This is a genomic window from Aureimonas psammosilenae (assembly GCF_009176975.1).
Taxonomy (GTDB): domain Bacteria; phylum Pseudomonadota; class Alphaproteobacteria; order Rhizobiales; family Rhizobiaceae; genus Plantimonas; species Plantimonas psammosilenae.
Genome location: NZ_WEZG01000002.1, coordinates 535,518 through 553,262 on the forward strand (window position 1 = coordinate 535,518; position 17,745 = coordinate 553,262).

Annotated in this window: 21 protein-coding genes and 3 tRNA genes; 14 read left to right on the forward strand and 10 right to left on the reverse strand. The window is 64.2% G+C overall.

What is annotated here, in order from left to right; translation table 11 throughout:
- The first annotated feature begins 46 nt into the window (after positions 1-46).
- A complete protein-coding gene (locus F9929_RS06455) occupies positions 47-328 on the forward strand; it encodes an HU family DNA-binding protein (RefSeq protein ID WP_152045706.1) in 282 nt (93 codons plus the stop codon).
- A 438-nt stretch (positions 329-766) separates the two neighbouring features.
- Here the strand turns inward: F9929_RS06455 and F9929_RS06460 are convergent.
- From F9929_RS06460 to F9929_RS06470, 3 genes are all read right to left on the reverse strand, one after another.
- Positions 767-841, reverse strand: a tRNA-Glu gene (locus tag F9929_RS06460).
- Positions 842-919: 78 nt separating this feature from the next.
- The gene (locus F9929_RS06465; RefSeq protein WP_193227627.1) at positions 920-1,729 is read right to left on the reverse strand and encodes a YcbK family protein; all 810 of its coding nucleotides are present in this window, start codon (positions 1,727-1,729) and stop codon (positions 920-922) included.
- Between the two features lie 560 nt (positions 1,730-2,289).
- Positions 2,290-2,730 carry a VOC family protein gene (locus F9929_RS06470; RefSeq protein WP_152045799.1) on the reverse strand — a complete coding sequence of 147 codons (441 nt, stop codon included), beginning with the start codon at positions 2,728-2,730 and terminating at the stop codon, positions 2,290-2,292.
- A 162-nt stretch (positions 2,731-2,892) separates the two neighbouring features.
- Between F9929_RS06470 and F9929_RS06475 the strand changes: the two genes are divergently transcribed.
- Both F9929_RS06475 and F9929_RS06480 read left to right on the forward strand, forming a co-directional pair.
- Positions 2,893-3,462: a cold-shock protein gene (locus tag F9929_RS06475; RefSeq protein ID WP_152045708.1), complete on the forward strand. Its 570-nt coding sequence runs from the start codon at positions 2,893-2,895 to the stop codon at positions 3,460-3,462.
- 11 nt (positions 3,463-3,473) lie between these two features.
- On the forward strand, positions 3,474-3,926 hold the full coding sequence (locus tag F9929_RS06480; protein WP_152045709.1) for a DUF192 domain-containing protein: 453 nt from the start codon (positions 3,474-3,476) through the stop codon (positions 3,924-3,926).
- 36 nt (positions 3,927-3,962) lie between these two features.
- Here F9929_RS06480 and F9929_RS06485 read toward each other — a convergent pair whose 3' ends face one another.
- Both F9929_RS06485 and F9929_RS23930 read right to left on the reverse strand, forming a co-directional pair.
- Positions 3,963-4,226 (reverse strand): hypothetical protein, encoded by a 264-nt coding sequence (locus F9929_RS06485; protein ID WP_152045710.1) that lies wholly within the window; start codon positions 4,224-4,226, stop codon positions 3,963-3,965.
- A 112-nt stretch (positions 4,227-4,338) separates the two neighbouring features.
- Positions 4,339-4,515: a hypothetical protein gene (locus tag F9929_RS23930; protein ID WP_193227635.1), complete on the reverse strand. Its 177-nt coding sequence runs from the start codon at positions 4,513-4,515 to the stop codon at positions 4,339-4,341.
- A 134-nt stretch (positions 4,516-4,649) separates the two neighbouring features.
- Between F9929_RS23930 and F9929_RS06490 the strand changes: the two genes are divergently transcribed.
- The 3 genes from F9929_RS06490 (at position 4,650) to F9929_RS06500 (ending at position 5,221) form a co-directional block, all read left to right on the forward strand.
- Positions 4,650-4,726: transfer RNA gene (locus tag F9929_RS06490), tRNA-Pro, on the forward strand.
- Positions 4,727-4,793: 67 nt separating this feature from the next.
- The gene (locus F9929_RS06495; protein ID WP_152045711.1) at positions 4,794-5,099 is read left to right on the forward strand and encodes an ETC complex I subunit; all 306 of its coding nucleotides are present in this window, start codon (positions 4,794-4,796) and stop codon (positions 5,097-5,099) included.
- A gap of 46 nt (positions 5,100-5,145) precedes the next feature.
- Positions 5,146-5,221: transfer RNA gene (locus F9929_RS06500), tRNA-Arg, on the forward strand.
- 231 nt (positions 5,222-5,452) lie between these two features.
- Here F9929_RS06500 and F9929_RS06505 read toward each other — a convergent pair.
- Together F9929_RS06505 and metC are read right to left on the reverse strand one after the other, a co-directional pair.
- The gene (locus tag F9929_RS06505) at positions 5,453-5,803 is read right to left on the reverse strand and encodes a DUF2934 domain-containing protein (RefSeq protein ID WP_152045712.1); all 351 of its coding nucleotides are present in this window, start codon (positions 5,801-5,803) and stop codon (positions 5,453-5,455) included.
- Between the two features lie 73 nt (positions 5,804-5,876).
- Positions 5,877-7,070, reverse strand: a complete 1,194-nt coding sequence (gene metC, locus F9929_RS06510; RefSeq protein ID WP_235919062.1) for a cystathionine beta-lyase — start codon at positions 7,068-7,070, stop codon at positions 5,877-5,879.
- 161 nt (positions 7,071-7,231) lie between these two features.
- Here metC and F9929_RS06515 point away from each other — a divergent pair, with 161 nt between their 5' ends.
- The 4 genes from F9929_RS06515 to F9929_RS06530 all read left to right on the forward strand — a co-directional run bounded on the left by F9929_RS06515 (position 7,232) and on the right by F9929_RS06530 (position 11,874).
- Positions 7,232-8,254: an amino acid ABC transporter substrate-binding protein gene (locus F9929_RS06515; RefSeq protein WP_152045713.1), complete on the forward strand. Its 1,023-nt coding sequence runs from the start codon at positions 7,232-7,234 to the stop codon at positions 8,252-8,254.
- Between the two features lie 100 nt (positions 8,255-8,354).
- Positions 8,355-9,545 (forward strand): amino acid ABC transporter permease, encoded by a 1,191-nt coding sequence (locus tag F9929_RS06520; protein ID WP_152045714.1) that lies wholly within the window; start codon positions 8,355-8,357, stop codon positions 9,543-9,545.
- Positions 9,546-9,557: 12 nt separating this feature from the next.
- Positions 9,558-11,057, forward strand: a complete 1,500-nt coding sequence (locus F9929_RS06525) for an amino acid ABC transporter permease (RefSeq protein ID WP_152045715.1) — start codon at positions 9,558-9,560, stop codon at positions 11,055-11,057.
- 64 nt (positions 11,058-11,121) lie between these two features.
- Positions 11,122-11,874 (forward strand): amino acid ABC transporter ATP-binding protein, encoded by a 753-nt coding sequence (locus tag F9929_RS06530; protein WP_407922211.1) that lies wholly within the window; start codon positions 11,122-11,124, stop codon positions 11,872-11,874.
- Positions 11,875-11,934: 60 nt separating this feature from the next.
- On the opposite strand, the gene F9929_RS24300 is transcribed toward F9929_RS06530, so the two are convergent.
- Positions 11,935-12,990, reverse strand: coding sequence for an OmpA family protein (locus F9929_RS24300; RefSeq protein ID WP_210251310.1), 1,056 nt, complete (start codon positions 12,988-12,990; stop codon positions 11,935-11,937).
- Positions 12,991-13,344: 354 nt separating this feature from the next.
- On the opposite strand from F9929_RS24300, the gene F9929_RS24305 reads away from it, so the two are divergent.
- The gene (locus F9929_RS24305; RefSeq protein ID WP_210251311.1) at positions 13,345-14,163 is read left to right on the forward strand and encodes a hypothetical protein; all 819 of its coding nucleotides are present in this window, start codon (positions 13,345-13,347) and stop codon (positions 14,161-14,163) included.
- A 109-nt stretch (positions 14,164-14,272) separates the two neighbouring features.
- Here the strand turns inward: F9929_RS24305 and F9929_RS06540 are convergent, their stop codons facing one another.
- A complete protein-coding gene (locus F9929_RS06540; RefSeq protein WP_152045717.1) occupies positions 14,273-15,403 on the reverse strand; it encodes an FAD-dependent monooxygenase in 1,131 nt (376 codons plus the stop codon).
- Positions 15,404-15,419: 16 nt separating this feature from the next.
- Complete coding sequence (locus F9929_RS06545; protein WP_152045718.1) at positions 15,420-15,665, reverse strand: zinc-finger domain-containing protein; 246 nt, start codon at positions 15,663-15,665, stop codon at positions 15,420-15,422.
- A 111-nt stretch (positions 15,666-15,776) separates the two neighbouring features.
- Between F9929_RS06545 and F9929_RS06550 the strand changes: the two genes are divergently transcribed.
- From F9929_RS06550 to F9929_RS06560, 3 genes are all read left to right on the forward strand, one after another.
- A complete protein-coding gene (locus F9929_RS06550; RefSeq protein ID WP_152045719.1) occupies positions 15,777-16,544 on the forward strand; it encodes an alpha/beta fold hydrolase in 768 nt (255 codons plus the stop codon).
- Between the two features lie 90 nt (positions 16,545-16,634).
- Positions 16,635-17,462: a serine O-acetyltransferase gene (gene cysE, locus F9929_RS06555; protein WP_152045720.1), complete on the forward strand. Its 828-nt coding sequence runs from the start codon at positions 16,635-16,637 to the stop codon at positions 17,460-17,462.
- 55 nt (positions 17,463-17,517) lie between these two features.
- Positions 17,518-17,727: a DUF3126 family protein gene (locus tag F9929_RS06560; RefSeq protein WP_152045721.1), complete on the forward strand. Its 210-nt coding sequence runs from the start codon at positions 17,518-17,520 to the stop codon at positions 17,725-17,727.
- Positions 17,728-17,745: the final 18 nt, after the last annotated feature.

The following is a 17,745-nucleotide window of genomic DNA, read 5'->3' on the forward strand; positions in this document are numbered from 1 at the left end:
TCCTGACCCATCAGAAGGTAGTCGCCTTCGAAACGGAGGAATCCTCATGAACAAGAATGAACTCGTGTCGGCCGTCGCCGAGAAATCGGAACTGTCGCGCCAGGATGCCACCTCGGCAGTGGATGCCATCTTCGATGTGATGCAGACCGTTCTGGGCAAGGGCGACGAGATTCGGCTGGTCGGGTTCGGGACGTTCTCCGTGTCGCATCGCGCCGCGTCAAAGGGCCGTAACCCCTCCACCGGCGCCGAGGTCGATATTCCCGCCCGCAACGTTCCGCGCTTCACGCCCGGCAAGGCTCTCAAGGACGCCGTGAACAAGGATAAGTAAGCGGGACGCCTTCCAGGGCTTTCAGAAACGCGACTGACGCTGCCGGCGGGGCTTCCTGCCGGCATTTTCGTTTCAGGAGGGTGTGCCGGGAGACTGTCCCGGCAAAGATGCCCTCTGACTGCCCCAGCGAGGCTCGGTGGCGGCCTTATGGGCTGAGAGTGTCCGGCGGGAAGGGCTTAACCTTCCAGCCAAGACGTAGCTTCAGCAACGCATCGAGCGCGGCTGTCGCAGATGCGGGAGGTGATGGGGCGTCCGCCGAGGAGCGACAAGCGCTGACCATCGCAGAAGCGTCCAACCGTCATGAAAGCCAGACGATGTCCGAACGCTCTGAGCCGAACCATAGCGGGCGTCTAACAAAAAGGGACTATTCGACATCCTGCACGGCGGTCGCGATCTAAGTCTAGATCGCTTCGAACAGTCAGTGGTGCAGGATTTGTGTGGTACGCCCAGGGGGAATCGAACCCCCCTCTCCACCGTGAAAGGGTGGCGTCCTGACCGATAGACGATGGGCGCAGCGACGAGTGGCTGTATATGAGCGTTCGGCTTTGTCTGCAAGCGATTCTATGCCGATCGCCGAACTTTTTGCGGGGGTCAGTCGTCCGACCCGCCGGACAGCTTTTGCGACGCGAGAAGCAGGGTGCCGCGCGCCGGCGCACGGCGGCAGGCCCAGTTCCAGTCACGCTGTTTGCCGGTGTCGACATGGATGGCGGAGGTGTTGCAATAGGTGCCGACGCCGCCGCGGTTGGGCAGGCTGCGCACGAAATTGGCGACCTGGAATTTGTCGGCTCCCGGCACGATGAAGTCGGCCGCTTTGCACTGTAGATGCATCGAGCGCTTGGCGCCGTTGACGCGCGTGTTATGGCGTGGGCTTCGGTAGCCTGAGGTCACGACCACCTTCGATTTGAAGCGCGTTTCGACGGCCTTGATGATGGAAACAAGGTCGCCCTGGAAACAGGCGGTCTGAACGTCGGTGCGCTGAACCATCAGGCCGTTCGGCGCGAGACGAGCCAAGCCGCCGATCGACGCGGTCTGAATCATGCCTTCGTCGCCGTTCGCCTCGTCGATGATGTCGGCATCGTAATCCGCCGACGCCTTCTGTCCGATCTCGAAAAGCGAGGCGTTGCTGCGCACGCCCGGCAGAACCGCGCCGTCCGCCGCGAGGGGGGCGCCGGTCCTCGGCAGAATCACTCGCCGCGTCTTGCCGAGATCGGCATTGCGGATCGGCGTCTTCGCCTTGGATTGCGCGTAGAGCGAGGCGAACATGGACCCTGAGGCGGCCTGTTCCTTTTCGCTCGGCTGTTCGGTCTGGCTGGAAACGAGGACGGTCGAGCCCGCGAAGGCGGCGATGGCGGCATTGCCGGTGGCGATCGGCGCGCCGCCAGGCTTCGCTGCAGCTTCCAAGGCGCGTTCCGCCTTGTTGACGGGCTCGGAAACGGGACCTGAAGCCGCAGCAACCTTCTCGCTGTTCTTGTCTGGAGCCGGTTTTTCCTGGGAACCAGCCGCCGCGGTCTGTGTTTCAGCCGCAGGGTTTGCCGCATCGGCTTCAGAACCCGCCGTCGCCTTCGTGTCGGAGGCGGCAGATTGCACGGCGAGGGCCGCGCCTTCTTTGGATGGGCCGATATTTCCGGCCTCGTCCATCGCGGATACGCAACCTCCGAGCAACGGGCCGGCCAGCAGCGCCACGCCCAGAAGATGCTTGCATCGCAGGCGCGAGATGCTTCCAAACCGCTTGAATGAGTCCACGCGAGCCCCTCTCGGTCCTGTCGCCGGCGACGGTCGAAAAGACCTGTCCCCCTTTGGTCCGGCTTCGACGGACGGGTGCGAAGCACCTCCATGAACCCGGCGTGGTATCGGCTTTCTAAGGTCCCCACCTTGCGCAGGACTAACATGGAAGTCCTGCGCATGCAGCCGATTATTACTCCACCGTAATCTCTATGGCCAGAATGCGGCTGGAGGAAGGCTTACCATTGTCCGGTATTCTTCATGGACGACCAGGGTTCCGCCGAAGATTTAGCTCCACCTTTCTGCAAGATCTCGATCGAGATGCCGTCGGGAGAGCGCACGAAAGCCATTCGTCCGTCGCGGGGTGGGCGGTTGATGGTCACACCCGCATCCATCAGCCGCTGGCAGGTCTCGTAGATGTCGTCGACCTCGTAGGCGAGATGGCCGAAGTTTCGCCCGCCGTCGTATTCCTCCGGGTCCCAGTTGAAAGTCAGTTCCACGAGCGGCGCGGCGACTGATTTGCCGGCATCGACATCTTCGTCGGCAGCCAGGAAAATCAGCGTGTAGCGGCCAGCCTCGCTTTCCGAGCGTCGCACTTCCTTCATGCCGAGCTTGCCGCAGTAGAAATCCAGCGACTGGTCGATGTCGCGGATTCGCACCATCGTATGGAGATATCTCATCGTCATGTCCCTTTGGCTTTCCGCCTTAGGGTAGGGCGGCGCGCTTCGGTCGCCAGATCGAATCGGCCGTGGGTTTCGCTGTCCGTGCCGCTGACAAAGCGGGATATGCTGCTATCTTCGGTGATTGTTGATTCGTCCGAGCGGCCGGAACGAGTTCTGTCGATGCCAGAAACAGATAGCAGTCATGCGGGCGATGAGGCGGACCATCTTCGGGAGGAGGTGGACGTCATCTCGGGCCGCATCAAGTGGTTCGATGTCGCCAAGGGTTTCGGCTTCATCGTTCCCGACGATGGCGGGTCCGACGTGCTGCTGCATGTGACCTGCCTGAGGCGCGGCGGTTTCTCCACCGCCCTGGAGGGAACACGGGTCGTTTGCGAGGTGCATCGCGGCGAGCGCGGTCTTCAGGCGCTCCGCATCCTGTCCATGGATACCTCCGCCGCCGTTCACCCTTCACAGTTGCCGCCGTCCCGCACCCTCGTGCAGATCGTCCCGTCCAGCGATCTGGAACTGGCGGTGGTGAAATGGTTCAACCGAACCAAGGGCTACGGCTTCCTGTCGCGCGGCGAGGGGACGGAGGACATCTTCGTCCATATGGAAACCTTGCGGCGCTACGGCATGGCGGAACTTCGCCCCGGCCAGGAGGTGCTCGTTCGCTATGGCGAGGGCTCGAAGGGTCTCATGGCGGCAGAAGTTCATCCCGGCAGCGGTTCCGAACATCCCGCCTCTCATTGAGCAGCATTCGAATGCGTCCTCAGTTCCTTCCCGCCGTGGCCATTGTGGCCTGTATCCTGTCCAGCGCGTCGGCTGAGGCTGAAACCTCGGAGGCGACGCTGGTCACGGCCAGCGGCGTCCACAAGCTGGAGATCGAACTCGCCGACACGCCCCAAACGCGGGAAACGGGTTTGATGAACCGACGGGACATGCCGTCCCACCATGGAATGTTGTTCGAGTTCGGCGAAACGCGGCCGGTGACGATGTGGATGAAGAACACCCTCATCTCCCTCGACATGCTGTTTCTGGATGAGAAGGGCGTCGTGACCCACCTGAAGGAGCGGGCCAAGCCCGAATCGCTCGACCTCATCCCGTCGGGCGGACCGGTGCGCTACGTTCTGGAACTGAATGGCGGCGCGGCCGATCGCTACGGCGTCAAGATCGGTGATCGGCTTCACCATGCCTCGATCGGGCAGAAGCCCTGACACCGGCGGACGGGCCGTTCACTCAGCTCTCTAAACTCAAAGCTCGATTCGGCGCGGAACGTAGCCGCCGCGCCGGATGATCGAGGCAATCGCGATCTGCTCGCTCAACGGCTTCGCGAGAATCGGAAGAAGCCGGGCTTCCCAGACCTTGCGGTCGCCGACATCGAGGGCGCCGAGGCCGGACTCGGCGACGAGCTCGGCCACCCTCAGTTCCGTCGAGTTCGGGGCAAGCAGTTCGGCCGCCACGACATCCCGAATCAGTGCCGACAACTCCTGGTCGACCTGACCGATCTTCCCCATCGAATTCACTCGTTCGAACGCAACACGCACGGCTTCGACCTATGTGTTCGCGACCAAAAATCCAAGCCTCCAACCGTCGCATCGACAGCGGATTTTTAGGGATAGGGCTGCTTCAGCCGGCGCCTTCGTCGGCATCCCCGCCATCGTCGTTGGAAGGAAGGGAGCCCGCGCCCGGCGTCGCCTCGTCGTTGGTCAGTTCGGGCTTCGCATGCGGGCCGGAAGGCGGGGTCGCCGGCGAACGGTCGTCGCCCTTCTGCGGCTCGCTCGATTGCGGCTTCGGTTCACGCATTTCTCATCTCCTTCAAGCTATACGGAACATGCCGAAGCCGCGTTCGTTGCGTGCGATGTGACGAGGGGAGTGGCGACAAGTCCGCTTGCCTCGGTGAATGTCATTCAATAGAAGACGATCGACGTTCGAACGGACGGAGCGTAGCGCAGCCTGGTAGCGCATCTGGTTTGGGACCAGAGGGTCGCAGGTTCGAATCCTGCCGCTCCGACCATCGAAGCCGTCGCCGTCACGGTTTCGGATGGTTCGCCGCGCCGAGACCGGTTCAGGAGATCCAAGGAATGGTGGCTCGTATCTTTCGCCCGGCCCGTACCGCGATGCAGTCCGGCCAGGCGCGGACGAAAGACTGGCGGCTTTCCTTCGAGCCCGAAGACAGCCTGCGCATCGAGCCGTTGATGGGCTACATGTCCTCCACGGACACGAAGTCGCAGATCGTGATGACCTTCGAAAGCCGGGAGCAGGCGGTGGATTTCGCCGAACGCCACGGTATTCCGTATCGCGTCGAAGAGCCGAAGGAAGCGTCGCGCTTGAAGGTGTCCTATTCCGACAACTTCAAATACGACCGCCGGCAGCCCTGGACGCATTGAGGCGTCCTCATACCCCTTCAAGGCGGGTGCATAAGCCCGCGAGATCGGCCCCGTAGCTCAGAGGATAGAGCACCGGCCTTCTAAGCCGATGGTCGCAGGTTCGAATCCTGCCGGGGTCGCCAAAAATTGCAACATCCGTAATGGGACGAAAGCCGCTGGTTCGCAAGGGTCGTGCCGGTTCTTCGCGATATGACGCCGGTCCGCCATCGCCCGCGCCTTCAAGGCGTCTTGGACCCGACGAACAGAGCTTCGAGCGTCATCCCTCCTGTCTGTCTCCCCGGCACTAAAATCGATACCCAAACGAAAACCGGCGCTTACGGCGCCGGCGAATCGTTGCAGTTATACGGGGTTTGTCAGGCAGCAACCCTAGTCACTTCCATCCGCTTATCCCTGGAATTCAAGACGATCGGCAGATCGACGCGGGGGCATTCCGTTCCGAACAATTCGAACGAGAACGGTTCGGGCGCGTAGAGGGCTTGGCGCATGCGCTTGGCTTCCACGGGCTCGAAAGGGGCCGTCGTCTGCAACGTCAGTTCCACTGCTGCGGCGACCAATCCCGGAGCACCTGAGGTGACCTGCTCACCTTCCACTTCCTGCCGCGCCTTCGCCCAATGCTCATGTTCGAGACCGATCGGTCGTCCCGCACGCTCCCAGATTTCGTAGGCTCGGTCACGAATTCGGGCGTCGTTGTCTATGAATGGCATGGCTGAACCTCCGCGCATCGGAACTCGCGAAAGCTGCGCCGGTTCCGCCAATGATGAAAAGAATATTACATCTCTAGAGACCTGCCGCCGCGAAGCCCATCCGAAGGTCGTTTTGCAGGTCCTCGTAGTCTTCCAAACCGATCTGGAGGCGAATCACGATGCCTGCTTCCGGTTTCTTGGCGTAGATTCGATCGGACAGGTCGACCATCAGGATGAGGCTCTCGAACCCGCCCCAGGAATAGCCGAGACCGAAAATCTTCAACGCTTCGATGAATCGACTGCCGGCCGCTTCGTCTGCGCGAAGAACGAAGGAGAACAAGCCGCTCGCCCCGTCGAACTGTGATTTCCAGAGTTCATGGCCTTTGAAGGACGGCAGGGCGGGATGCAGGACTTCGGCGACGCTCGGCTGGCTTTCAAGCCATTGCGCCAGCCGCATGGCGGTGTCGCCGTGCCGTGCCAAGCGGACGCCCATCGTCCTCAAGCCCCTCAGGACAAGATAGGTGTCGTCCGGCGCGGCGTTGACGCCGATGATCATCTGGTTCTCGCGAAGTCGTGCATAGGTCGAGGAATTGGCCGAAACGCTGCCGAGCATCACGTCCGAATGTCCGCCCGGATACTTGGTCAAGGCATGGATCGAGAGGTCCACGCCATGCTCGATCGGCCGGAAGAAGAGCGGCGTCGCCCAGGTGTTGTCCAGCATGGACACGGCGCCGCCGTCTCGCGCGATCTTCGCGACGCGAGCCACGTCGATCATCTCGAACGTGTTCGATCCCGGCGCTTCCAGGAAGACGACCTTCGTTTCCGGGCGCATCAACCGAGCAATGTCGTTCGCCTCGTGTGGGTCGAAATAGGTGACATCGACGCCCATGCGGCGCAGCACCTTGTCCGCGAAGCGGCGGGTCGGCCCGTAGACCGAATCCACGATCAGGCAGTGATCCCCGGCGGAAAGAAAGGCGAGGAGGGGTACGGTGACCGCCGCAAGGCCGGACGGAAGGAGGATCGTCCCGGCCGCTCCCTCCAACTCGGTCAATGCCGCTTCGAGAGCATCCGTCGTCGGCGTGCCCCACAACGCATAGCGATACTTCTGCGAATGCGCCTTCATGGTCGCCACGTCCGGATAAAGCACGGTCGAGGCGTGGACCACTGGCGGGTTCACGAAACCATGATACTCGGCCGGGTCGAACCCGCTATGCGCCAGACGTGTGTTGAGACCTGCCTTGCGGCCACCGGAAGCTGGATCGTCCTGCAATTCTCGTACTTTCATCATGGAAGGAGAAACTTTTCCTGGCCATCGGAAGGCAGAGGAAAAAATTGCGCCAGCTTCTTGACCTGCTGAATTTTATGGCATGAATTCGGGTCAAGGCAACCGACAGTTCGTGCGACGAACGGGTTGCCTTTCGGCGATCCCGATTTCGGAGGCAAATGCGAATGAAGACCAAATCCCTGGTGGCCGCTGCGCTGGGCTTCTCCGTTGTCGCAATCGCGGCCAGCGGCGCGTCGGCCGCCACGCTCGATGACGTCAAGTCGCGGGGCACCGTGCGTTGCGGCGTCAACACCGGACTGCCTGGCTTCGCCTCCCAGAACGACCAGGGTCAGTGGCAGGGCCTCGACGTCGATTATTGCAAGGCGGTTGCCGCCGCCGTGTTCGGCGATGTGACGAAGGTGCAATACGTGCCTTTGTCGGCGGTTCAGCGCTTTCCCGCGCTTCAGAACGGCGAGATCGACCTTCTCGCCCGCAACACGACCTGGACGCTGAGCCGCGACACCGCCCTCGGGCTCGATTTCGCCGGCGTCAACTACTACGACGGCCAGGGCTTCATGGTGAAGAAGGAGCTGAACGTCACGTCCGCGCTCCAGCTTTCCGGCGCCACCGTCTGCGTTCAAAGCGGCACCACGACCGAACTGAACCTCGCGGACTATTTCCGCGCCAACAACATGCAGTTCAACCCCGTCGTCATTGAAGCGCAGAACGACGTCAACGCCGCCTATGACAGCGGGCGCTGCGACGTCCTAACCACCGACCAGTCGGGCCTCTACGCTTCGCGTCTCGAACTCGGCAAACCGGACGACAATGTCGTTCTGCCCGAAATCATTTCGAAGGAGCCGCTGGCCCCCGCCGTTCGCCAGGGCGACTCGCAATGGTTCGACATCGTGAAGTGGACCCATTTCGCGCTCCTGAACGCCGAGGAACTCGGCATCACGCAGGCGAACGTCCAGGAGATGACAAAGTCGCCGAACCCGGAAATCCAGCGCATGCTCGGCGTCGGCTCGACCTTCGGCCAGGACATGGGGCTGACCAACGACTGGGTCGTGAAGATCATCTCGGGCGTCGGCAACTACAGCGAAGTCTTCGAGCGTAACATCGGCGCGGCAACCCCGCTCGGTATCGCCCGCGGCCAGAATGCCCTATGGACGAAGGGTGGCCTGCAATACGCGCCGCCGATCCGCTGATCCCACAAAAATCGGGGGGTCCGGCCGCCGGGCTCTCCATTGCCGTTGCCGCGCAAAACCCTTTCCGGCCATCTGAATCGACCAAAGGAGCGCCCGCAAAATGACGGCCAATACCGGTTCCTTGACCCGAGGAGCCTCCAGAACCGCCTGGTTCAGGAATCCCGACATTCGCGGAATCGTCGTTCAGGTCGTGCTTGTTCTCGCCTTGGCTGCGCTCGGCTGGTGGGTCGTCCACAACACCGCCGAAAACCTGCGGCAAGCCAAGATCGCTTCAGGCTTCGGTTTTCTCCAAACGCGCGCGGGCTTCGACATCGCGCAGAAGCCGGTGCCCTTCACGCCCGATGACAGCTATGGCCGGGCCATTGTCGTCGGCATCGCCAACACGCTCATCATCGCGGTCAGCGGCATCGTCATGGCGACGATCCTCGGTTTCATCGTCGGCATCGGGCGTTTGTCGCAGAACTTCCTGATTCGCGGTCTCTCGACCGTCTATGTCGAGATCTTCCGCAACATCCCGCCGCTGCTGGTCATCATCTTCTGGTACAACGGCGTCCTGTCGGTTCTTTCCGGTCCGCGAAACCTCACGCCGTCGCCCATCGGCGTCTACCTGACCAATCGCGGGCTGCAGATGCCCTCGATCGTGTTCGATCCGGCCGCCTGGACCACGGGAGCCGCGCTTCTGATCGGCATCTTCGCGACGATGGCCCTGTCGCGCGCCAACAAGCGGCACCAGATGAAGACCGGGCAGCGACGGGCGCTGCTTCTTCCCGCGCTCGGCCTCATCATCGGCCTTCCGCTCGTGACCTTCCTCGTTACCGGCCTGCCGGCCGCCGTCGAAATGCCGGCCGCGACGCGCTTCAATCTCGTCGGCGGGCTTCAGGTGAAGCCTGAATTCCTCGCCATGTTCCTGGCCCTGTCGATCTATACTGGCGCCTTCATCGCCGAGATCGTGCGGGCCGGCATTATGTCCGTGTCGCGCGGCCAGACGGAAGCGGCCGCCGCGCTCGGCCTCCGGCGCAGCCAGCTTCTTCGGCTGGTGATCGTGCCGCAGGCTTTCCGCGTGATCATCCCGCCGCTGACGAGCCAATATCTCAATCTGACCAAGAATTCCTCGCTCGGCCTCGCGGTCGGCTATCCCGAGCTGTTCTCCATCGGCTCCACCGTTCTGAACCAGTCCGGCCAGTCGGTGGAGGCGATCGTGATCGCGATGTGCGTTTATCTCGTGATCAGTCTCGTGACGTCGCTCGCGATGAATGCCTTCAATGCCCGCATGGCATTGAAAGAGCGCTGACAGGAGCCGGTGATGGAAGAACAAGTCGCTGGCTATGTCGCCGACCAACCGAAACTGCCGCTGCCGCCGCCCGCGACGGAAGTGGGTTTCCCCGCGCGCCTAAAGCGCAACCTCTTCGCGACGCCTTTCGATAGCGTTCTGACGCTCGCCTCGGGTCTGCTCGTGGCCTGGATCGTATGGCGGCTTTTCGATTGGGCCATCCTCCATGCCACCTTCGTCGGCGCGGACCGCACGGCCTGCCTTCCCGCTGAGGGCACGGAGGCGGGAGCCTGCTGGGCCTTCGTGAAGGCGCGTTTCGCGCAGTTCATGTATGGCCAATATCCGGTCGACGAGCGCTGGCGCATCGATTTGGCCGGCATCTTCCTCGTGGTGCTGGGTGCCGCCCTCGCCATCCCGAAGGCGCCTTTCAAGCGGTTGAACGCGCTTCTTCTGTTCGCGGTGTTTCCCTTCGTCGCGCTGGTGCTCTTGACGGGCGGGCGCTTCGTCCTGTCCGGGCCGGTGATCGCGCTTCTGTTCGCCATCGCCGCAGCCGCCACCCTGTTCGTGGCGAGCGGTCGTATCGGCTTTCGCTGGCATGCGCCGCTCATCCAGGCGGCGAGCGGCCTCACGGTCTTCTCCTTCGCGGCCTATCTCGCGTCGGCCATGCTGGACTTCGACCGGGTCCTGTTTCTGAACCAGCGCTTCGACAGCGCCAGCGTCGTGGGATTCTTGGCGGCTCTCGGTGCGATCGTGCTGACGATCGCCGGGGCCTTCGCCAATCCGGAAACGCGAAGCCGCGCGCCGAGCTTGGTCGTCCCGCTCATCGTCCTTCTCGTGCTGATCTCGTTCCTGACGGCCGATCTCGGCTTGGAGCCCGTTCGCACGAACTTCTGGGGCGGGCTGATGCTGACCCTGGTGGTGGCGCTGACCGGCATTGCCGCCTCCCTGCCACTGGGTATTCTGCTCGCGCTCGGCCGGCGCTCCAAGATGCCGGCGGTGAAACTTCTCTCCATCATCTTCATCGAGTTCTGGCGCGGCGTTCCGCTGATCACCGTTCTCTTCATGGCGCAGTTCATGCTGCCGCTGTTTCTGCCGAGCGGCGTGACGATCGACCAGCTCTTGCGCGCGCTCGTCGGCATCTCGCTGTTTTCCGCCGCCTATATGGCGGAGGTGGTGCGCGGCGGGCTGCAGGCCATTCCGAAGGGTCAGTACGAGGGCGCCGATTCGCTCGGTCTCGGTTACTGGCAGAAGATGCGGATGATCATCCTGCCGCAGGCGTTGAAACTGGTAATCCCCGGCATCGTCAACACCTTCATCGGTTTGTTCAAGGATACCAGCCTTGTTTCCATCATCGGCCTTGCCGACTTCCTCGGCACGGTGCGTCGCGGCTTCTCCGATCCGACTTGGATCACCGAGCAGACCCCGGCGTCGGGTCTCGTTTTCGCCGCCCTGCTTTATTGGGCCTTCTGCTTCTCGATGTCCCGCTATTCCATCTTCATGGAGCGGCGGCTCGACACCGGGCACAAACGCTAGGAACACGCTCATGTCGCTCGAAACCAATATCGCGGCACCGGCCGCACCGGTCGCCGGCAACAAGCTGCCCCGCACCATTTCCTCGGAAACGGCGGTGGAGCTTGTCGACGTGAACAAGTGGTACGGCGAGTTCCACGTGCTTCGCGACGTCAATCTTCGCGTTCGGCGCGGGGAGCGCATCGTGGTGTGCGGGCCCTCCGGCTCCGGCAAGTCCACGATGATCCGCTGCATCAACCGCCTGGAAGAGCATCAGAAGGGCCAGATCGTCGTCGACGGCATCGAACTCACCAACGATCTGAAGAAGATCGACGAGGTGCGGCGCGAGGTCGGGATGGTGTTCCAGCACTTCAACCTGTTCCCGCATCTGACGATTCTGGAGAACTGCACGCTCGCGCCGATCTGGGTGCGCAAGATGCCGAAGGCCAAGGCGGAGGAGGTTGCGATGCACTTCCTGAAGCGGGTGCGCATCCCAGAGCAGGCGAACAAGTATCCCGGCCAGTTGTCGGGCGGCCAGCAGCAGCGCGTCGCCATTGCCCGTTCGCTCTGCATGAACCCGAAGGTGATGCTCTTCGATGAGCCGACCTCGGCGCTCGATCCCGAGATGATCAAGGAAGTTCTGGATGTCATGGTCGGGCTCGCCGACGAGGGCATGACCATGATCTGCGTGACGCACGAAATGGCGTTCGCCCGTCAGGTGGCGGATCGCGTCATCTTCATGGATGCCGGGCAGATCGTGGAGCAGAACGAGCCGGAAACCTTCTTCCGCAACCCGCAGCACGAGCGCACCAAGCTTTTCCTGTCCCAGATCCTACACTGATCCGACGACAGACTGCATGGCATGGGCCGGCGGCGCGCGAAGCGCCGCCGGCTTTTTCCGTTATCGGCTCGACGTCGCGACGGGCTTCACGAGAGCCGTGATGCGCCGCACCGTCACGCGGCGGTTCTCGCGGTTCTCGGCTTGCGTGTTCACCTTCAACTCCTGCTCGCCGTAGCCTTGCGTGACGAGGTTTTCCGCCGGCACGTCGAAATACTGGCTGAGAGCCGCCGCCACCGCTTCGGCGCGCTTGTCGGACAGGACGAGGTTGGCCTCGTTGCTGCCGACGGCATCGGTATGGCCTTCGATCAGGAAGCTCTCGCCCGGATCGGTGTCGACGATGCGCTTGATCGCTTCGGCCAGATCCTGAAGCTTGGCGACTTGGCTTTGCGCAATGCTGGCGGAAGCGAAGTCGAAGTTCACCGTCGCCAGATCGATGCGCCGCACCTTGTCGCGGATGCGGTTGGAGCGGCGCACTTCGTCCACCGAATAAATGCGCTCCACGGTTTCCACCGGCGGGGCGACCAGCGTGTCGTAGTACAAGCGCTCGTCCGGTTCCGCGACGTCGACCACGTAGCGATCCTCGGGGATGTCGAGGCGGATCGGCGGCAGGTCGCGGCCCGGATCGTCGTAGTAATCAGGCCGCTGCTGGTCCTCCGAATAGGGATCGAAGAAGAGAACGGTCTCCCGTCCGTCCGGCGTGATGCGCGAGCGCCGAACCACATCGCCGTAGCGATTGGTGACGGTGACGATCTCGACGCCGTTCGGCCGAACGATGGTTTCGCGCGTGCGCCCGCTGGATAGCCGCTCGCTGTAGCGTTCGGTGGCATCGACGCCGAGACGATCGTCGTCGTTGGAGCGGATGAAGTAGCCCGCTGCCGCGCCCGCGACAGCGCCTGCCACGGCTGCCGCGCCCAGCGAAAGGATCTGCCGGTCGCCGTCGCGTTTCACCACCCGAGCGTCGGGCGGCAAGTCGTAGCGGGGCGCTTCGCGGATGCGCTCACCCTGTTCCTGGGTGATCGGCCGCACCTCGACGGGCTGTTGAAGTGTTTGAACCCGCGCGTCGCTTTGGTTGATCTGTCCGGGCTGCACGGGCGCGTTCTGGATGGCCGCCGGCACCGGCTGCGGTCGCAGGCTTTCCGCCGGCGGCGGAGGAGCGGGGGGAGCCGACGCGCTTCCACCGGCCGGAGCGCCGGCCGGCGGTGCCGGGGGAACGGGAGCGGCAGGCGCCGCCGGAGCGCCGGGGGCCGGTGTCTGACCCGGTACGCTTGGGGCCGCAGCGGCTGGCGGTGCCGGTGGCTGGGCGCCCGGTGCGGTCGGCGGTAGAGGCGCGGTAGCGGGCGGAGCGGCCGGAGCGGGTGCTGCGCCGGCCGGTGGTGCTGGCGGGGCTGGCGGAACGGCGGTCGAAGCGTCCGGTGCGCCGGGAGGCGTCGTTGGGCTCGGCTCCGTCGGGGCCTGCGCGGGTTGGTGAGGTTGAGCGGGAACTTCGCCGCTGGGCGGGGCTGGCGGCTGGCTCTGCGCGGGCTGGCTCGCATCCGGTGTCGCCGGCGTCGCGCGACCGGCCGGTGCGGCGCCGGGGGCAGGCGGAGCTGGACGCTCGGCCGGTTGTTCGGGGGCGTCGCTGCCGCGGGGCGGGCGGGGGCGCTCGCCGGCAGGCGGCGTTTCCGGCTCTGCCGAAGGCGCGGCTTCCGACGCTGGTGCCGGCTCGCCGCGACGCGGGCGCGGCGGGGGCGCTTCGCCTTCGCTCGGGCGGCCCGGTTCGTCGGTCGCGCCTGCGGGACGCTCGGCCCCGTTTCGCCGCTGGCGTTCGGTGCCTGCCGGCGCTTCGCTTGGTTCAGCCGCATCCGGCGCCTCGGCTTCCGCAGGGCGCTGGCGCTCGCGCCGGTTGGCGGGCGGAGCGGGCGGTGCTGTTTCGGCAGGCTCGGCGCGTGGGGCTGGTTCCTCGGCAGGGGCCTCTGCCCGCGGTTCCGGCCGCGCTTCTTCGGCAGGAGGCGCTTCGCGGGCCGGGCGGCGCTGCTGCGGTTCGCCTTCCGGCGCTGCTGGCTCTTCAGACTGCCGGCGAGGGCGTTCCGGCTGGCCGGGAGCTTCGCCTGCATCCGGCCGCTCGGCGGCGGGCGGTGGACCGCCTTCCGGCAATGGTTCGGCCGGTTCGGCCTGCGCAAAACGAAGCGGTTGCTGGCCGCCCGCGACGGCCGAAGGCAGTCCGGCGAGCGTTGTCGAAGCGGCAAGCGCCGCGGTCAGCAGAAGCCTCCCCGACTTCATGAGATTGGCCATACGAACACCTGTTCCTGAAAGCAGTCCCTTGCCTCACGACCGGCGATCGAGCCGTGCCGTTGCTCGCGAGATAGGCATGTTCGGCGCGGGAGAAAGGCCGACATGCCAAAACGAGGGGTAAGTCCGTTCAGCTTTCGGGCGGTTCCCAATCGTAGAGCCAAGCCAGATCGGCCGCGTTTCGGGCCGGTGTGCGAAGCGCCAGCGCCAGATCGCGAAAGCGGCTGATGGGCTTGGGGAGGTGATAAACGAAGCGATGAAAGGCGACGCGTTTGCGGACCTTCGACCAACGCTCGCGCCGCATCGTTTCGAAACGTCGCCAGGCAGCCAACGGATCTTTCTCGGCGGAAAGGCACCACGCGGCGACGTAACCGTCCTCGATTGCCATGGCCGCGCCTTGGGCCGCATAAGGCAGCATCGCATGGGCGGCATCGCCGACGAGAAGAAGGCCCTGCGGGTCGCCGGTCCGGCGAACGCGATCGGCCGTCGAAAGCGGCCAGCAGCTCGGATCGCGCGCTGCGGCGACGAGACGGCGCAGCTCCGGCTCGGCCCTTCGTGTGGCTTCCTGCAGATCGCTTCGGGCTTCAGGCAGAACGACCACGAGGTTGGTGCGTCGACCGGCATCCACCGGATAGGCCACGGCATGGATGCCGGCCCCGAGCCACGCGCGAATGCCGCTGCCCGCAAGCTGATCCACCAGCATGCGCCAAGCGACGTCGCCGGAGGGTTTGGCAGGGACATGCCCGAGAAGCCCACCCACGGAGGAGCGGACGCCATCGGCCGCGACAAGAACCTCCGCCTGCGCGTTCTCGATAACTCCGTCCTGCCGGCGAACGGTAAGGGTTGCTTTAGCGCCTTCGGATCGCAAAGCGGTGATCTCGCAGCCGAGGCGCAGGTCGATCAGCGGTTCCGCCGCGACGGCCTCCGCAAGCGCAGCTTGAAGATGGGCGCGCAGGATCGAAAGATAGCCGATGCCGTCGCGGCCCTTCACGGGCACGCGGGCAAGCTCCCGGCCGCTCGTGAAATCCGCCAGCGTCACGGCGTCGGCCTCCACCGCGTGGCAGCGGATGGCGGGCAGGACGTCGAGTCGCTGGAGAACGCGGAGGGCGTTCGGCGAAAGCTGAAGCCCGGCGCCAACCTCCTCAAGCTTCCCGGCTCGTTCCAGAAGCTGGACGGAAAAGCCGCGTTTGGCGAAGGCGAGGGCGGCGGTCAGCCCCGAGATGCCCGCTCCGACAACGAGAACGGGCGATGTGGGATACATGGAATTTGGGTCGCCGTCAGGCGGCGCGTTCCACGAACAAACAGCCGGCCGGCTTGGTCTCGGTGCCGTGTAGCGCCGCGCTGTAGCGATAAAGGGTGGAACAATAGCTGCACACCTTCTCGCCTTCGTCGCCCATATCGAGGTAGACATGCGGGTGATCGAAGGGCGCCGATGCGCCGGTGCACATGAATTCCGTCACGCCGATCTCGATGACGTCGTAGCCCCCGTCGTTCTGGAAATGCGGAATGAGGTTGTCGGCCATGGTCGTCTCCGGAATGCGTCGGCGGCGGACATTATCCGGGCCGGCGACGAATGAACAGATGGAGGCGGGAAGAGCTTGGCCTTCGCGTCTCCGAGGAAGAAAGCGAACGCCATGGACTTCTTCACGAACGACGGCTTGCAACTCGCCACCCTCGATGCCGGGTCGCCGACCGCGCCCGTCGTCGTGCTGGTTCACGGCTTCGCTTCCTCGCTGAGGGTCAATTGGGTCGAGCCGGGCTGGGTGGAAACCCTGACGGCAGGCGGCTATCGCGTTCTCGCCTTCGACCATCGCGGGCACGGGCAGAGCGACAAGCCGCACGAGGCCGCGCTTTATACGCCGCAATGCATGGCGTCCGACATTCGCGCGCTGATGCGCCATCGCGGCGTCGAGAGGGCTGCGCTCTTCGGATACTCCATGGGCGCGCGCGTTTCCGCCTTCGCCGCGCATGAAACGCCGGAGCTCTTTCCCGCGCTCGTCTTCGGCGGGCTCGGCATCGGTCTGGTGAAGGGCGTCGGCGATTGGGACCCGATCGCCGAAGCGCTTCTCGCGCCCTCGCTGGACGACGTGACGGATGAGCGCGGACGGATGTTTCGCGCCTTCGCCGATCGAACGCGCAGCGATCGTGTCGCGCTGGCCGCCTGCATCCGCACATCGCGCGACGAACTGACGGCGGAGGAGGTCGGCGAAATCCGGCAGCCGGTTCTCGTCGGCGTCGGGACGAAGGACGACATCGCCGGTTCGCCGGAAGAACTGGCGGCCCTGATGCCGAATGCGAGCGCCTTCGCCATTGCCGGCCGCGACCACATGCTGGCTGTCGGAGACCGCACATTCAAGGCGGAAGTGCTGCGTTTTCTCGGTGCCAATCTCAGCTATGCCTGAGACGGTTCGCCGAGGGCTTCACGGCTCCGCGATTGCTGTTGGGCATCGAACGTCATATCTAGCGCGCGACCGCGCGATGGAGATCCATGTATGAGCGCCACTCCCTGGCCGATCCAGGACCGCCCGATGGCCGTCGATCCGATCTGGGCCGCCGTTCGCCGAGAAGCGCACGAAGCCAGCGAGCGCGAGCCGGCTTTGGCGGGCTTTCTTTATTCGGCGGTTCTGAATCATGGGAGCCTGGAAGCGGCGGTGGTCTACCGCGTGTCGCAGCGGCTTCACCATTCGGACGTGCCGGCGGCGCTGATCGCTCAGGCCTTCGATTCCACCCTCGCATCCGATCCGGACTGGCCCCTGACCCTTCGCGCCGATCTTCAAGCCGTTTACGACCGCGATCCGGCCTGCGAGCGCTACATGGAGCCGCTGCTCTACTTCAAGGGCTTCCAGGCCATCCAGACGCATCGTCTCGCGCATCGGCTGCTGACTGAGGGCCGGCGGGATTTCGCGCTTTATCTTCAGGCCCGGTCGTCGGGCGTCTTTCAGACCGACATCAATCCCGGCGCGAAACTCGGTCGCGGCATCTTCCTCGATCACGCCACCGGGCTCGTGGTCGGCGAAACGGCCGTGATCGGCGACAATGTCTCGATCCTTCAGGACGTGACGCTCGGCGGCACCGGCAAGGAATGCGGCGATCGCCATCCCAAGATCGAGAGCGGCGTGTTGATCGGGGCGGGCGCCAAGGTGCTCGGCAACATCACCATCGGCCATTGCTCGAAGATCGCGGCCGGCTCCGTCGTGTTGAAGCCCGTTCCACCGCGCACCACCGTCGCCGGGGTTCCCGCGCGCGTCATCGGATCGGTGGAAGATTGCGGCGGGGAACCCGCACGCGCCATGAATCAGTTCTTCGATCGCGTCGAATGATCTATCGCATGCGCGGCCGGGGCGACGTACCCGGTCGCCAGCCGAGGAGTGCACCGTGAAACCAGACGAAATCCGCAAGGTCGAAGCCTATTTGAAGAATCTCTTCAAAGGCTCGCCGATCACCGTGAAGGCCTTGCCGCGAAAGAACGACTCTGCGGAAGTCTATGTCGGTGAGGAATTCGTCGGCACGGTTTCCAAGGATACCGATGAAGGCGAGACCTCGTACCACGTCACCATGACGATTCTGGACATGGATCTCGAATAGCCGTCGAAAGGCCAAGGG

Bases quoted from the DNA above. Each gene is read 5' to 3' on its own strand.
- F9929_RS06525 (WP_152045715.1), top strand. From the start codon at position 9,558: ATGGAAGAACAAGTCGCTGGCTATGTCGCCGACCAACCGAAACTGCCG.
- F9929_RS06520 (WP_152045714.1), top strand. From the start codon at position 8,355: ATGACGGCCAATACCGGTTCCTTGACCCGAGGAGCCTCCAGAACCGCC.
- metC (WP_235919062.1), bottom strand. From the start codon at position 7,070: ATGATGAAAGTACGAGAATTGCAGGACGATCCAGCTTCCGGTGGCCGC.
- F9929_RS06545 (WP_152045718.1), bottom strand. From the start codon at position 15,665: ATGGCCGACAACCTCATTCCGCATTTCCAGAACGACGGGGGCTACGAC.
- F9929_RS06455 (WP_152045706.1), top strand. From the start codon at position 47: ATGAACAAGAATGAACTCGTGTCGGCCGTCGCCGAGAAATCGGAACTG.
- F9929_RS06550 (WP_152045719.1), top strand. From the start codon at position 15,777: ATGGACTTCTTCACGAACGACGGCTTGCAACTCGCCACCCTCGATGCC.
- F9929_RS06540 (WP_152045717.1), bottom strand. From the start codon at position 15,403: ATGTATCCCACATCGCCCGTTCTCGTTGTCGGAGCGGGCATCTCGGGG.
- F9929_RS06505 (WP_152045712.1), bottom strand. From the start codon at position 5,803: ATGCCATTCATAGACAACGACGCCCGAATTCGTGACCGAGCCTACGAA.
- F9929_RS23930 (WP_193227635.1), bottom strand. From the start codon at position 4,515: ATGCGTGAACCGAAGCCGCAATCGAGCGAGCCGCAGAAGGGCGACGAC.
- F9929_RS06485 (WP_152045710.1), bottom strand. From the start codon at position 4,226: ATGGGGAAGATCGGTCAGGTCGACCAGGAGTTGTCGGCACTGATTCGG.
- F9929_RS06480 (WP_152045709.1), top strand. From the start codon at position 3,474: ATGCGTCCTCAGTTCCTTCCCGCCGTGGCCATTGTGGCCTGTATCCTG.
- F9929_RS06495 (WP_152045711.1), top strand. From the start codon at position 4,794: ATGGTGGCTCGTATCTTTCGCCCGGCCCGTACCGCGATGCAGTCCGGC.
- F9929_RS06475 (WP_152045708.1), top strand. From the start codon at position 2,893: ATGCCAGAAACAGATAGCAGTCATGCGGGCGATGAGGCGGACCATCTT.
- cysE (WP_152045720.1), top strand. From the start codon at position 16,635: ATGAGCGCCACTCCCTGGCCGATCCAGGACCGCCCGATGGCCGTCGAT.
- F9929_RS06515 (WP_152045713.1), top strand. From the start codon at position 7,232: ATGAAGACCAAATCCCTGGTGGCCGCTGCGCTGGGCTTCTCCGTTGTC.
- F9929_RS06470 (WP_152045799.1), bottom strand. From the start codon at position 2,730: ATGAGATATCTCCATACGATGGTGCGAATCCGCGACATCGACCAGTCG.